The organism is Parageobacillus sp. G301 (assembly GCF_030268025.1).
Lineage (GTDB): Bacteria > Bacillota > Bacilli > Bacillales > Anoxybacillaceae > Parageobacillus_B > Parageobacillus_B toebii.
The window spans coordinates 413,021-428,024 of the sequence record NZ_BSDB01000002.1 but is presented as its reverse complement, the minus strand read 5'-3'; the positions used below and the strand labels follow the sequence as shown (position 1 = coordinate 428,024).

The following is a 15,004-nucleotide window of genomic DNA, read 5'->3' as shown; positions in this document are numbered from 1 at the left end:
TTCTCCTCTTCATACAAGATTATAGTTTTACATATTTATTTGGCTTCTCTACATCTTTTAACGCATTGCGCGTATCAAAAATAACCGGGCTATTTTGTGCAATCATTTCATAATCAAAGTTAGAATGATCCGTTGTTACAAGTACGATGTCAGACTGTTGCAATAGTTCTGGAGTAAGTTCCACTGTTTCAATTACACGATTGCAAGCACGGAACGAAGGAACGTAAGGATCAACAACTGTAAATTCCGCTCCGTGTTGTTCCAATAATTCAAGAATTTTTAACACTGGGGATTCACGCACATCGTCAATATCTTTTTTGTACGCAACCCCTAATACCGTTACTTTCGAGCCGCGTAGCGCTTTTCCTTCTTCGTTTAGAATTTGCATAGTTCGATTGACCACATATTCCGGCATTGCATTATTAATTTCGCCCGCAAGCTCGATGAGACGAGTATGGTAGTTATATTCGCGAGCTTTCCATGTTAAATAGAATGGGTCAATCGGAATGCAGTGGCCGCCTAGACCTGGTCCTGGATAAAACGCCATGAAGCCGTATGGTTTTGTTTTCGCTGCTTCAATCACTTCCCATACGTCAATGCCCATTCGCTCACAAAGGATTGCCATTTCGTTCGCCAACGCAATGTTAATATGACGGAACGTATTTTCAAAAATTTTCTCCATTTCCGCCACCGCTGGGCTTGATACTTCATGAACATCTCCTTCTAAAACGGCACGATACAGCGCTGCTGCTACCTTTGTGCACGTTTTGGTGACACCGCCGACCACTTTTGGTGTGTTTTTCGTTTTAAACAATTTATTACCAGGATCAACACGCTCTGGAGAATACGCGACAAAGACCGTTTCTCCTACTTTTAGACCTTTTTTCTCAAACGCTGGTTTCACGATTTCCTCTGTTGTGCCAGGATAAGTCGTTGATTCAAGAACAATTAACATTCCTTCATGCGCATATTTGGCAATTTCATTTGCAGAATTCTCTACATAAGATGTGTCTGGTTGTTGATGCTCATCTAATGGTGTTGGAACGGCAATAGCCACTGCATCGACTTCCGCAATGCGTGCATAATCTGTTGTCGCTTGTAAATAACCTTTTTTCACCATTTCATGAAGGTCTTCATCTACGACGTCACCAATGTAGTTAATTCCGCTATTTACTTGATCGACGCGATGTTGTTGAATATCAAAACCGATCACTTTAAAGCCAGCTTTTGCTTTTTCCACCGCAAGAGGCAAACCGACATATCCCAATCCAACTACCCCGATCACCGCTTCACGATTTTCAATTTTTTTCAACAAGAGTTCATCATATCTCATCTTTCATCGTTCCTTTCCTTAGGATAGTAGCACTCTTTTTCCAGTTTCTGCCGACTCTAAAATAGCTAAAATCAGTTTGACAGGAGCGATTCCATCTTCTCCGGTTATAATTGGCTCACGGTCTTCTTGAATAGCCTGAACCATATCTTCGATAATCCATTGATGTCCAGGCTTTCCAAATGGATCGCTGTTTATTTCGTCGATCAACTTCTCGCGTTCCTCTTCGGACACGCCTTCTATATCCCATGTTTCAATAAAATTAGCCGTACGGCCGCCGATTTTTACAGAAGCTTTTTCGCCAAAAATAGCGATGGATTCTTCCAAATTTTTTGGGTAAATCGTCGTTGCTGCTTCAATGACACCGAGCGCACCATTTTTAAATTGAACAACAGCCGCTGCGACATCTTCCGTTTCAATATTCCGCAATCTTGTCGCCGCCATAGCTTGCACCGCTTCCACTGGCCCCATTAGCCAAAGCAATAGGTCCAAATTGTGAATGGCTTGGTTCATGAGCACTCCGCCATCAAACTCTTTCGTGCCGCGCCAAGCAGCTTGATCATAATATGCTTGATTACGGTTCCAGCGCACCGTTGCGTTCGCGTGGCTCAGCTTTCCAAACGCACCCTGTTCCATTTTTTCTTTTAACTTCTGAATCGCCGGTCTAAAACGATTCGGATGAACAACGGCTAGTTTCACTTTGTTTTCTTTTGCCACACGAATCATTTCTTCCGCATCTTCTAGTTTTAATGCCATCGGTTTTTCAACGATAATATGGCGCTTATGCTCTGCAACAATTTTAGTTAATTTAGCATGCAATCCAGAAGGGACGCATATATTAACAACATCAATATCCTCATTTTCCCTTAACATCGTTTCCATATCTGTATATGTTTTTACTTTACCGTCAAAATCGCGCAAACGTTCCGGATTTGTATCACACACGGCAGTCAGCACTGCCCCTTCTGCTTTTTCAATCGCCTCGATATGTTTTTTGGCGATATGGCCCATGCCGACAACGGCAAATTTAATCATGTTGATAGTACCTCCTAGCATCGAGTACGTACTTCATCAAAATTAAAATGATAAACGTAAGGAAAATTCCTAAGACAACCCCAATCGCTATGAGTTGCCCTGTATATGTTTTCGATTTAGAAACGTTCTCTGATAATACAGATGGTTCCTCATAAAACACTAAATTATTACGAATCCGACTTGCTTTTTCCATCGTATCTGTTAAAATTTCTTCCGCCTTAACTGCGCTATCGAGCTGATCTAACGTTAACTGTTGTGAATCTAGTTTTTTGTTATAGTGCTCTACTATCAACTGCAAATCTTTTTTGTATTCATCCAATTCATGTAAACGTTCATTTGTAACATCTAAGCGCTGCTTAGAATGTTGCTGTAAATCATGATTATATTCGGAAACAATCTTCCGTAATTCGTTTTGTACACTAGTTTTATCGTCGCCTTTTAAGGTAATTTTTACATATTTATCCTCTGTAACAACAATATCTAACTTATTTTTGACATGAGGTAAATTTGCCCTAATATTTTTCGGATCCGTTAAACTTTTTAGATTTACAGAACCTGTAAAGATAATCGCCTTTCCCGTATAATTATACTTATGCAAAAAAAGGTGCCCCGCCAACACAGATATGAGCGCCATTGCTAGCGGTACAAACAGAAACCAAAATTTCTTTTTCCAAAAAAACAGCAAGTATTCATAGAGAACGAACTTCTGCTTTTCTGTTGCCAAAAATGCCACCATCCTTATCATAAACTAACAAAGTCCCAATTATAAAACAAATTGCATCAAATAAATAATACCAAACCAAAGAAAACGCCCCCTGCACACAAGCGGCGACGTTTTCTTTGTGCAATGTTATTACTTCTTATAAAACTCAGCGATTTTTGAAACAACATATTCTTGTTGCTCTTCTTTGAGTTCAGGGAACATCGGGAGCGACAATGCCTCTTTCGCCGCCTTTTCGGCTTCCGGTAAATCCCCTTCCTTATAGCCTAAATCTTTAAACACCGGCTGCAAGTGTAATGGAAGCGGGTAATATACCATTGTTGCGATTCCATTTTCCTTCAAAAACGCCTGTAATTCGTCACGTTTTGGCGCTCGAATCGTATACTGATGGAAGACATGGTAACAATCTTTAGACTCTACCGGCGTCACGATGATATCGCCAACCTTCTCTTTTAACAGACGTGTATACGTATCGGCGTGTTTTCTTCTTAATTCCGACCATTTATTCAAATGCGGAAACTTAACATTTAAAATCGCTGCCTGCATTTCATCAAGACGGCTATTATAGCCTAGTATATGATGATAATATTTAGGCTTGCTTCCATGAACACGGATAACGCGGCACTTTTCCGCTAACTCATCGTCATTGGTGACAATCATTCCGCCGTCTCCATACGCTCCTAAGTTTTTCGTTGGGAAAAAGCTGTATGTAGCCGCGGTTCCTAGTTCACCAACACTTTTTCCTTTGTATTTTGCTCCAATCGCTTGCGCAGCATCTTCGATGATAGCTAACTGATGTTTTTGAGCAATTTCTACAATTGCATCCATATCTGCCATCTGTCCGTATAAATGAACCGGAACAATTGCCTTTGTTTTTTCGGTGATAGCGGCTTCTATTTTTTTAGGGTCGATATTAAAGGTTACAGGATCAATATCTACAAACACTGGCTTTGCTCCAGTACGAACAATGGACCCTCCTGTAGCAAAAAAGGTGAACGCTGTCGTAATCACTTCATCACCGGGTCCTACACCAGCTGCTTGCAAAGCAATATGTATCGCGTCACTTCCATTTCCGCATCCAATTCCATGCTTTACGTTGCTATAGGATGCTATATCACTCTCTAGTTTTTTTACTTGATCACCTAAAATAAAGCGTGATGAGCTCATCACTTCGTCCAAAACGGCAAGTATTTCAGACTTTAGCTGCTGATATTGCTCACTTAAATCTAACATTGGTACTTTCATAAAAAATTCCTCCAAAAAAATAATGTTAATTTCAACATGTTTAGTTTATCACATCTTCTCCAAAGATATTATTACGCTTTTTTGACAAAGTTTAAATGAAATGATGAAAAATTTAAAAACAACGTATATCATTCATCAAACAAGGCAATAATCTTCGAATAGTTATTATTCCCCAAAAAAGCCGTTTGTACCTTTTCGACACAAACGGCAAGAAAACAAAACAACTTTATTGTCAATCATTGTTAGCGATCATTTCCATATACTTTTCTTCCGCCGCGTAATAATTTGCGGATGAATGTCATAAAAGGTTTATATTGATCGTTAACAAGCCCAATTAACTCTGCCAAAAGTTCTACTATAACCGCAAGAACAAACACAATGAGAATGGATTGCCATAATGTCGAAGCAGAAAAAAGAATTGCGCTTACTCCGAAAATAATGCCAAAACCATAAATCAATAATACCGTATTGCGGTGAGAAAAACCAAGCGCTAAAAGACGGTGATGCAAATGGGATTTATCTGGCGCCGAAATTGGTTTTTTATTCACGATTCGACGAATAATGGCAAAGGTAGTATCAAAAATTGGGACACCAAGAATAATGACAGGAACCACAAAACTAAACAATGTTACACTTTTATAAAGGCCTAAAACGGATAACACGGAAATCGCATAACCTAAAAACAGCGCTCCGGTATCTCCCATAAAAATTTTCGCTGGATGGAAATTATAGAATAAAAATCCAATCACACTACCCAATATAATAAGGGATAGGGTAAAAATCAGCATTTTATCAGCCATGCCGGCCATCGTCGCAATCGTAGCGATACCGATTGCGGAAATGCCTGCGGAAAGACCATCCAAGCCATCGATGAGATTAATCGCATTTGTAATGCCGACTATCCAAAAAATTGTAATGGGATAGCTCCACAATCCAACGTCAAATGTACCGACAAAAGGGATCGTTAAAATGTCGACTTTAAGTCCTGACGCAACAACAATGAGGGCGGCCAGAAGCTGTCCGCAAAATTTGATTTTCGGCGACAACTCATATAAATCATCGAGCATGCCGACAATTACAATTATAATCGCCCCTACAGTAATCCCTGTCACTTGTTGATTATAGACTCCACCGACGAAGTAGCCGACGGCCACACCGATGAAAATTGCTAATCCCCCAAGCCTCGGCATAATCCGTGTGTGTACTTTCCGCTCATTCGGTCTATCCACCGCTCCTATTTTGACTGCGAACTTTATGACAAAAGGCGTAACCACAATTACCGTTATTAAAGAAGCGAAAAATGCCAGAACCGCTTGCGTATTCATAAATAATCACCTTAACTTTGCGTAATAGTAACACACATCATCTTTATGTTACCACATACAACAAGTAAATCAATCATTTTTTTATGTCTTCTCTCCTTAAAAACATTCGGCAGTCTTAGGAAATTTACTTACTTTAGTGTATAAATTGAATCCAGAATGATACTTGTATTTTTTACCTTTGTCTGTATTATTAGTATGTTGTGCTATAATTAATTTCTGGAAGAATGAATTTATTAGGAGAGGAAAACATGTTAACAAAAGTAAAAGAGCTGTTTAGCGAAAGCACTCGAGATATAAAACGACTTTATAAACTTGTTCAGCAAGTAAACGAATTAGAACCAACCATCGCATCGTTAACGGATGAACAATTAAGAGAGAAAACCGAATATTTCAAAAAACGTTTAAAAGATGGAGATACACTCGATGATTTAAAAGTTGAGGCATTCGCGGTTGTGCGGGAAGCTGCGAAACGTGTTCTTGGTCTTCGTCACTATGACGTACAGCTTATCGGCGGATTTGTGTTACATGAGGGAAATATCGCTGAAATGCAGACCGGTGAAGGAAAGACATTGGTGGCTACTCTTCCGAGCTATTTGCACGCCCTTGAAGGGAAAGGCGTACATATTATTACAGCTAACGAGTATTTAGCTCGGCGCGACTACGAACAAATGGGGAAAGTTTTTCAATTTTTAGGACTTACTGTCGGTTTGAACATATCGCAAATGTCTCCCCAACAAAAAAAACAAGCGTATGCGGCTGATATCACTTACGGAACAGGAACGGAGTTTGGTTTCGATTATTTGCGTGACAACATGGTTTACGATCTTAATGATAAAGTACAGCGAAAACTGCACTATGCCATTATCGACGAAATTGACAGCATCCTCATTGACGAAGCCCGCACCCCGCTTATTATCGCTAATAAGTCGAGTATGGGAGCGGAATTATTCCGCATTACCGCTCAAATTGTTAAACATTTTAAAAACGGAGTCGATTATGAATTATATCCTGAAACAAAACAAATATTTTTAACAGACGAAGGGGCCGCAAAAATTGAAAAAGCATTCGGGATTGATAATCTATACGATGTGGAACACCAAGTATTATTGCACCATGTCATGCAATCATTGCGCGCTTTCGTGATTATGAAACGCGATGTCGATTACATTGTAAAAAATGGAAAAGTACTGCTAGTCGATCAATTTACCGGTCGCGTAATGGATGGGCGTACATTTAGCGACGGATTACATCAAGCGATCGAGGCAAAAGAAGGAGTAGAAATCACTGAGGAAAATGAGGTTCAGGCTACAATTACGATCCAAAATTATTTTCGAATGTATGATATACTGTGCGGAATGACGGGAAGTGCCACCCCTTCAAAAGATGAATTTTGGAACACATATCATCTTCGTGTCGTAACGATACCGACAAACAAACCTTCTCGGCGCATTGACATGGAAGACCTTGTATATCGCACATATGAAGCAAAAGTCCGCAAAGTTGTAACGGAAGTACAAAAAATGAACAAAATTGGCCGTCCTGTCTTAATCGGCACAACGTCTATCGCTCAGTCGGAGCGATTGTCCCAATATTTAACCAAAGCCGGTATTCCACATCAAGTTCTAAATGCGAAAACAGAAGAGGATGAAGCGCGCATCATCGCACAAGCAGGCCAAAAAGGACAAGTAATGATCGCCACAAATATGGCAGGAAGAGGAACGGATATTTTACTCGGGGAAGGCGTTGCAGAACTGGGCGGATTGCATATCATTGGCACAGAGCGTCATGAAAGCAACCGCATTGACATGCAGCTACGCGGTCGTGCCGGTCGCCAAGGGGATCCAGGCTCTTCGCAATTCATTATTTCCCTAGAGGATGACCTATTTCGCCTTTATGATCAAGAAGAATTGGAGAAATGGTTAAAGAAAGTGCAAACCGATGAAAACGGATTAATTATTTCCCCAGACCCTATCAAATTTGTCAGAAAGGTTCAAGAAACGATTGAAAACGCCCACTATTCGGCACGGGCTCATTTGCTCAAATTAGACTCTGTCATTGACCAGCAAAGTAAGATCATTTATCAAATCCGCGATCGTATTTTAGCTCTTCAAAACGAAGAGGTCCTTTTCAAAATGATCGAGCATATTGAAAACTATGTAACGCAAACAGTCGATAAATATTGCCCGTCGGATGTCTTTTTCGAAGACTGGAATATAAAAGGGCTTCACGAAGAGTTAAGTTTTGTCTTTTTACAGTTTAATAAAACAATAGATGATTTCAAAGGCTCAGAAAAAGAAGAAATTAAACAATTGGTTTTGGAAGAATACGAGTCGTTAAAATCTGATTTGCTTACGTTAAAACAAGACGAGGCGCTCACTTTACGCTTAAAACGTTTAATGATTCAAATTATTGACTCTAACTGGATTAATCATCTTAATAGATTGACAGACTTAAAAGATGGCATCCATTTGCGCGGATATGGCCAGGAAGACCCATATCGCGCCTTCGAAATCGAAGCGTATCATGAATTTGTACGCCTCCAGCAAAACATTCATGCAGAAACTGCTATTAAGGCGATGAACTATATCAAAAGCCAATTTGATATCGAGCGCGCTTAATTAGAGGAGGATTTCTATGATTTTTAAACGAAAAAGAAAACAGCAGAATACTCTTCCTCCTGAACCCTCATCTGTTCAGGAGGAAAGCAGGAAGCAAGAGGAGGAATTAAAGACTACGTTATCGTTTCATCCCGACTGGGACTTATCTCCTCAGGAAAAATACGTGTACCAGTTTTATCATGAGCAGCTTCCACCGTTGAAACATAATCAAATTTCTATTTCGGGAATGAAACTAATTGAATATAACGATGGGTTTGTCGTCGTGGCGTTTTTACGCAGCACTCTTCCAAAACCAGTCCGCTTTGAACAAATTACTTTATTGTTGCTAGATGAAACCGGACAAGCGATTGCCAGAAAACAATTTGACATGGATAGCTTTGGCGAACTTCCGCCAATGACGGCAAGACCGTGGAGATTTCTCTTCTCATCGGAAGATAAGCTTGTCGATAAAATACCGACGGAAAACTGGAAAATAGCGTTTGAATTAAAGCAATCTCCCAACTCTTTACAGCATCGTCTCGATTTAGAAGAAAGCTGGGAACAATCACTATCCGCACAGCAGCGCGAACATTTGCAAAAATTAATAGAAACATTGCCGCCGCTTTCCGCTGGGGAAATTAACTTCACGGGAATAGAAGCGAAGCTAAATCAACAGGGCGACTTAATTGTTACGTTGCTTATTCGCAACGGCAGTGATAAACATATTCAGCTCGAGCAAATCCCATTAGTGGTGGAGGACGCTTCTGGGGAAGTTATATGTAAAGGCTTGTTCCGTCTTGAACGCTTTGAGGTAAAAGCGAACACAAGCAAGCCTTGGACGTTTATTTTCCCATCAAATCTACTATTAAAAGAAAATATTGATTTATCCAAATGGAAAGTATATCCTCCGCAATCATAATGCCACAAACAAGGCTGCCCTAATCATGACAGGGCAGCCTTGTTTTTTATATTATTCTCTCATTCTCTTTCTGAAAACAACCATATTTTCATGCATAGGTTAGGCGTAAAAGATTCATAGATTCTTTATTTTGCTACACTAATTTCTAAAAAGGCGCCTTTTCTCATCACCACTCCATCTTTGCCCTTTAATGTCGGATGAATGACTAATAAATAACTTTCTCCTTTTTTTAGCTTCTCAGTTGGCTTAACCAATAACTGCGTTCCCTTATGGATCTGAACCGTAACTGGTACTTCTTGCCCACCAATATGATATAGTTTTACTCCATTCGTGCTAGTATTCATCAATGGACGAGAAAATTTAATGGTAAATGTCTTATCCGCTGGAGCGTTTCGCAACTTTCCAAAAGACTGATAACTTTTCAACTGCTGTAAAAGTAAATCCCGATGCGCCGCATACAGCTCCTTGTTAACCGCTGTTGTTATATTTGGCTTTACTCCAACGTTATGAATAGGCGTTCCTTTTGGCGAGAAAAAGCGCGCGACCGTTAATTTCAACATGCTTCCGTCCGACAACTCAAACATTTCCTGCATGGAGCCTTTTCCAAAAGTCCGCTGACCATACAACACAGCAGCCTGCTGTTCTTTCACCGACGCAGCTACCATCTCCGATGCACTCGCACTGGAGGAATTAATTAATACTTTTATCGGCCCTTTCATTTGAATAGGTTGTGTCACCGCTCGATAAGTTACCGGTTTATTAGAACGGTCTCGGAGCTGAAACGCATATTTGGCATTTGGAAAAAAGCCTATGATTTGTTGGGCAGCTTCCACATAACCGCCTGGATTATCACGCAAATCAAAAACCCATCCTTTTACCCCGGAAAGAGAGCGAATTGCCCGTTCAATGTCCCTAACAGAGTTCATATCAAAGCTATACAATCGAATGTACCCGATGTTTCCCGCCAATTTTGTGAATTCAACGTTTGGCCAGTCAATTTTTTCGCGAGTCACGGAAACCGAAAATGTTTCGTTCGTCGATGGACGGAAAACTTTCAAATGTACAGCCGTTCCTTCTTGACCGGTAATTAAGGTTAATGCGGTTTCTTTAGCATTATTCGCCACGGACTGTCCATCAACTTCTGTAATGATGTCCCCCGCCCGCAGCCCAGCACGCGCCGCTGGCCCGTTTTCCAAAACAGACATCACTTTAATACCTAAATCATCTTCTTCCATCATAATTCCAATTCCTATAAATTCCATATCAATAGATTTTAGAAACTCTTCATACTCTTTTGCCGTCATATAAGTAGAATATGGGTCTAAATGTTTGACAATTTCTTGCGGCGTAGTTCCTTTTAATATTTGTTCATTTACCGGTTCCACATAATACTCTCGAATAATTTGGCGCACTTCATCCAATACTTTTGGTGAAACAGGTTCTGCGGCGCGGACACTTACGTCCAGCACAGCCGAAGCAGAGAAACAGAGAAACAATGCGATAATTAACTTGCTAATTCTTTTCACGTCCATATCCCTTCTTTCTTTATTCAATATCCAATACAGCTGGCGCTTTCAATTCCTGAAAATACATGTCTAACTGTTTACGCGTATTAACGTCTTGTACTTTCGGCAGCCATTGTTCGCATAAAGCAAGCAGCCGTTCGGCCTGATTTATATCGCCATTCTCATAAGCGGCGACAATTTTGTCCATCGCTATCATTATATTGATAGGGAAAAAAGCGCGTTGCTTCATCGTTTCTGCTGGGCGCTGAAACGTTCTGACCATTTTCTGCCGAACAGCGGTGTCTGAAACTTTCGTAATCAAAATCCCTGTCTTTTTCAGCTGTTTATCAAAAGATGGATATATATCATACAACGTATCTAAGTCGCCTGACCGAAGCGCCTGATCTAACCGCGATGTCAAAGCGGTTAACCGCTCTCCGCTTTCCACGGCACTAATATAATAGGAAGCCCGTTGAATCGTACGATAAGAATTAGCTAGTCTTTTGGAATACCGTTGCTTATCGGTTTTGTTTTTTATCCGCGCCACCTCTTTTTTCGCCGCCTCATAATCTTTTTTCACTTGATTGTAAAGACTATAAGGCTTGGAAAGACGGCTTGCTTTCATCGTTTGTTCCAGCTGGGCAGCGTGTTTCTCCAACCTCTCTATGGATGGAAGCGAAGCGGCTTCTGTCGTTTTCGCAAAAGTTCCCAATATAAAAGGCAGGAACAGCGCGAAAACGGCAATCAATATCGTAAAATGTCTTCCCCGATTTCTTTTCATCATCTATTCACCTACTATCCATAAAAATATAATTTAATTTTAATAGAAAGCATAGAGAAATAGAATATGTAATTTGTCTATTTTTCTATCTTTTATTACTATTTCATCATTACTATTATTTCTTCCAACTAATTTCCTTGTACAATTTGATAATGCTTGCTTCTGTCATCATGACGTCAAAGCGAAAATTTAACGTTTTCACACAAAAAAGCCGACTCTTTGGTCGCGCCTTACGACCTAGTGAGTCAGCTTTTGTTAGCTAAAATCCGGCCAATTTACTTGTTGCTCGTCCCCTTCGATTTTCGCCAATGTCCGATACCGAAACGGCACTAATTCTTCTTTCGGTTTATTCAAAAATGGCATAGCTAGTTCAAAAGGAATTAAATCAAATTGGTCTTTATTTTCTGAAATTAAATACAGACCGACAATCTTTCCTTTTTGTGATAAATCTATGCTAAGAAAAGCGGGATAATACGTACAGTCACGCGCTTCCAGAACGGCCTTAGCGATCACTACATTATCGTCTTCTTCTTCTACATCATTATTATCAATTTTCTCCAGTACTTTAACTGCCCATCCTTGTTTTTTATATCCTCCGATTAGTTTAGGAGGGTTTTTTTGCAGCTTCTTTAGTAACTCTTGATCCATATAAATAATTTATCCCTCCTTATAAATTCATAAACGGGTCCTGTTTTATGATACACATATTCTAATATGAAAAGCAAATGCCTCATTTTGGAAATAAACCGCTCTTAACGGTAAATCGCGCTTATATGATCTACATATATGGTTCCCGTATTTTTGTTTGTTTCATTAACTTCCATGTATCGCACTGGTATTTCCAGCATAATCGGAAGCGTTAAATTTGAAGGAACCGCCGCCGTTACATATTTCCATCCTGTCCAATCAACGCTTTTTGCAAAATCAATCCAAAACCGCTTTCCACTACCGTCTTTAAGCTGTGCACGAAGCCAGTGGCCGTTGCCATCTCCGTATACCCACATTCCAATAACAAAATTCCTCCATTCTTGATGGCATACACGCCCGAAGTTCCTTTCATGCCGCGAAAATCATACGATATTTGTAAAGAGCGGTTTCCTGTTCTCGCAATTTTATTCGTGACAGAAACATCAGCGGAAACATAGCCTACCCCTGAAACGAGCCATTGCCCTTCCGCCTGTTCAAAATCATCGATCATCTCCTCCGAGCCAACTGGAATCGGATCGGCTTTCTCCTTATAAATCACAAGAAGCGCGTTGGCTACAGGGCGAGGTTTACCGTCTGACGGTTTATTTTCAATAACAAGGCTTCCATCGGGCTGACGTGCAACAAACGTCGAAGATCCTCCACCATCGAGCGTCATCGCATCCACTGCGCCAAAATCTTTCATCAATTTCGCTAGCTCGTTCAATGTGACACCATTACTATGATTTGGATTTCGGCCATCCACCACTACCAACAATACATTGCCATTCTGATCAATTCCAATGGCAGTTCGAGGATGAGCTCCTGCAATATTAAACGATTGAACTGCTCCATTAGCAACAAGACGATATCGTCCGCCTATCGCCTCTTGAACACCGTCCCATGCTTCTTGGTCATAACGAATGGAAATTTCAATCCTATCTCCTTCTTTTGCTTGTTGTAAATACTGACTTGCTTTTCCATGCCCCGATAAAACAATCTCGCCTGGAAGCAGCTTCTCGTTTCCCTTGCCGACAATTACTTGTTTTACCGTTCCCGTTAATGTGCCGTTCCCATTTAATTTTCCTTGCAAATTCGTTAGTACTACTTCCGTTCCAAGGGAATTCGTTTGTGTGGAACTGGAGAAATATGGAGTGTAAATAACTAGATGATTGGCAAAACGCGGTTTGTTGATTGAATCTACCCGATAGCTGTTTCCACCATTAATTTTCATCTCTATCATTACGTCCGGATTCCCAATCATCGGCTTTCCATTAGAATTCATTCCAAAAATTACTCGTTCTTGAACAGGAGTCGTATTCGTTGTAATAATTTCCCCGTGATGGACCATTAAATCAACAGGTGAGCCATTTGCTTTAAAATAGTCGCCATTAACTGCTCCAAGGACATAGCGTCCATTTCCGTTATAACGGTTTGCCTGTTGAAGAACTGGCTCCAACCCGAGCACCTGTTCGTTTGATAAAGCCGTTTCAATTGCAATCTTTTCGTCCGACAATTCGACGTCCAGTTTATAAACATGCTGCTTGCCTTGAGGACTTTGAATCTCTAATTCTGACTTTTTTACTCCCGCTACGATGGAGGAGGAAGATTCTTTTATGACCGTTCCGATCGATAATTGCTTTGCTCCATATCGTTCTGGATTTACTAGTTTTAATTTTTCCTTCGGCGGTGTTTTGTATATGATGTATCCTTTCATATTAGTTATGTAATAGTTGCCGCCAACGCCATATTGCCCACCGAAGGCGGAATCATATGAATAAACCCGATATTGCTCACCAGGTTTTAAAATTCTAACAAATTGAAGCTTTCCATTTTCTCTTTTCCATAGATTAATTGGTTTTACAATTTCTAGTTTTCCAATTTGTCCTTTAACCAGTTTCATCCCTTCCCAATATACGACATTTCCGTCTGCTTTGATTACATTCCCATTCCCGAAAACGAGACAAAGCATGACTGCCAGGCAAAATTTGATGATTTGTCTCCTCGTCACTTTACAACTCTCCCTTTTCCGAATCTCTCAGCCTATTTTTTTCGACATACGTCTTTTATTATACGACAAATTATCCTGAAAAGGACATTGTTTCCATATTTACATGAAAACTTTTCTATTTACCCAAAAACAATGACGAGCCGGGAATTGGGAGGGAGGTGGAAAGAAACTAATAATACATGAATCAACACACTTATTCAATAAAAAACGAAGTGTAAGAGGAAGTGGCGAGCACTTCCTTTCACACTTCTACATGTTTGATTATTTATTAATTTCTTCTAGTTGTTTTAACTTCGCTTTTGACAGCGTTTCGAAATTTCATAGCCGAACTTTTCTTGACATAATAGCCGCCGAAACAAAATCTCCATCCTTTAAGATGGTTAAGATTATTTCAACCATAAATCACTATACTTCATCATGGATATAAAATTTTTATCCGTTCTAATAGTTTTTTTGAAGGAGTTTCATATTTCACATGCGTAGGTATCTTCGTTACATAGTATCCGCCGCCTAATCCATATTGTCCGCCATATAGGTTATCATACGTGTATACACGATATTGCTCACCCGGCTTTAACTGTCTGACAAATTGGAGACGATTATTCTTGTCCCGTTTCCATAAATTAATTGGTTTTAATACAGTGATTCTGCCGATTTGCCCTTTTTTGAGCTCATCTTTTCCCCACTTTACTACCATTTTTGGATTAGGTTTGATAGAAACCAATTCTACATAATTACCATCATCGGGTAACAAAGAAGGGTTTACAGACTTGATTAACCCGACGCCTTTTGCGTAATATCGGTATCTTCCATCGCTTTCTTTGACTTCCACAACATTCTTAAACGTTCCT

12 protein-coding genes are annotated in these 15,004 nt (G+C 40.0%); 2 read left to right on the top strand and 10 right to left on the bottom strand.

What is annotated here, in order from left to right; all coding sequences use genetic code 11:
- Positions 1–19: 19 nt before the first annotated feature.
- From QSJ37_RS10750 to QSJ37_RS10730, 5 genes are all read right to left on the bottom strand, one after another.
- Entirely contained in the window at positions 20–1,333 is a 1,314-nt protein-coding gene (locus QSJ37_RS10750) for a nucleotide sugar dehydrogenase (protein WP_285755151.1), read from the bottom strand.
- Between the two features lie 18 nt (positions 1,334–1,351).
- Entirely contained in the window at positions 1,352–2,365 is a 1,014-nt protein-coding gene (locus tag QSJ37_RS10745; RefSeq protein ID WP_062756092.1) for a Gfo/Idh/MocA family protein, read from the bottom strand.
- Positions 2,358–3,098, bottom strand: coding sequence for a lipopolysaccharide biosynthesis protein (locus QSJ37_RS10740; RefSeq protein ID WP_285756106.1), 741 nt, complete (start codon positions 3,096–3,098; stop codon positions 2,358–2,360). The genes QSJ37_RS10745 and QSJ37_RS10740 overlap by 8 nt, the downstream gene beginning before the upstream one ends.
- Positions 3,099–3,218: 120 nt before the next feature.
- Positions 3,219–4,331 (bottom strand): DegT/DnrJ/EryC1/StrS family aminotransferase, encoded by a 1,113-nt coding sequence (locus QSJ37_RS10735; protein WP_285755149.1) that lies wholly within the window; start codon positions 4,329–4,331, stop codon positions 3,219–3,221.
- A gap of 242 nt (positions 4,332–4,573) precedes the next feature.
- Positions 4,574–5,656 (bottom strand): glycosyltransferase family 4 protein, encoded by a 1,083-nt coding sequence (locus QSJ37_RS10730; protein WP_285755147.1) that lies wholly within the window; start codon positions 5,654–5,656, stop codon positions 4,574–4,576.
- Between the two features lie 248 nt (positions 5,657–5,904).
- On the opposite strand from QSJ37_RS10730, the gene secA2 reads away from it, so the two are divergent.
- Both secA2 and QSJ37_RS10720 read left to right on the top strand, forming a co-directional pair.
- Positions 5,905–8,274 (top strand): accessory Sec system translocase SecA2, encoded by a 2,370-nt coding sequence (secA2, locus tag QSJ37_RS10725; RefSeq protein WP_285755146.1) that lies wholly within the window; start codon positions 5,905–5,907, stop codon positions 8,272–8,274.
- Between the two features lie 16 nt (positions 8,275–8,290).
- Positions 8,291–9,172 carry an accessory Sec system S-layer assembly protein gene (locus tag QSJ37_RS10720; protein ID WP_062756085.1) on the top strand — a complete coding sequence of 294 codons (882 nt, stop codon included), beginning with the start codon at positions 8,291–8,293 and terminating at the stop codon, positions 9,170–9,172.
- Positions 9,173–9,297: 125 nt separating this feature from the next.
- Here QSJ37_RS10720 and QSJ37_RS10715 read toward each other — a convergent pair whose 3' ends face one another.
- The 5 genes from QSJ37_RS10715 to QSJ37_RS10695 all read right to left on the bottom strand — a co-directional run bounded on the left by QSJ37_RS10715 (position 9,298) and on the right by QSJ37_RS10695 (position 14,877).
- Entirely contained in the window at positions 9,298–10,704 is a 1,407-nt protein-coding gene (locus tag QSJ37_RS10715) for a S41 family peptidase (protein ID WP_285755145.1), read from the bottom strand.
- Between the two features lie 13 nt (positions 10,705–10,717).
- Positions 10,718–11,461, bottom strand: coding sequence for a hypothetical protein (locus QSJ37_RS10710; protein WP_285755144.1), 744 nt, complete (start codon positions 11,459–11,461; stop codon positions 10,718–10,720).
- Between the two features lie 252 nt (positions 11,462–11,713).
- Positions 11,714–12,106, bottom strand: coding sequence for a hypothetical protein (locus tag QSJ37_RS10705; protein WP_285755143.1), 393 nt, complete (start codon positions 12,104–12,106; stop codon positions 11,714–11,716).
- Between the two features lie 235 nt (positions 12,107–12,341).
- Positions 12,342–14,153, bottom strand: a complete 1,812-nt coding sequence (locus QSJ37_RS10700; protein WP_285755141.1) for a phosphodiester glycosidase family protein — start codon at positions 14,151–14,153, stop codon at positions 12,342–12,344.
- Positions 14,154–14,568: 415 nt separating this feature from the next.
- Positions 14,569–14,877 carry a hypothetical protein gene (locus QSJ37_RS10695; RefSeq protein WP_483313609.1) on the bottom strand — a complete coding sequence of 103 codons (309 nt, stop codon included), beginning with the start codon at positions 14,875–14,877 and terminating at the stop codon, positions 14,569–14,571.
- Between the last annotated feature and the right edge of the window lie 127 nt (positions 14,878–15,004).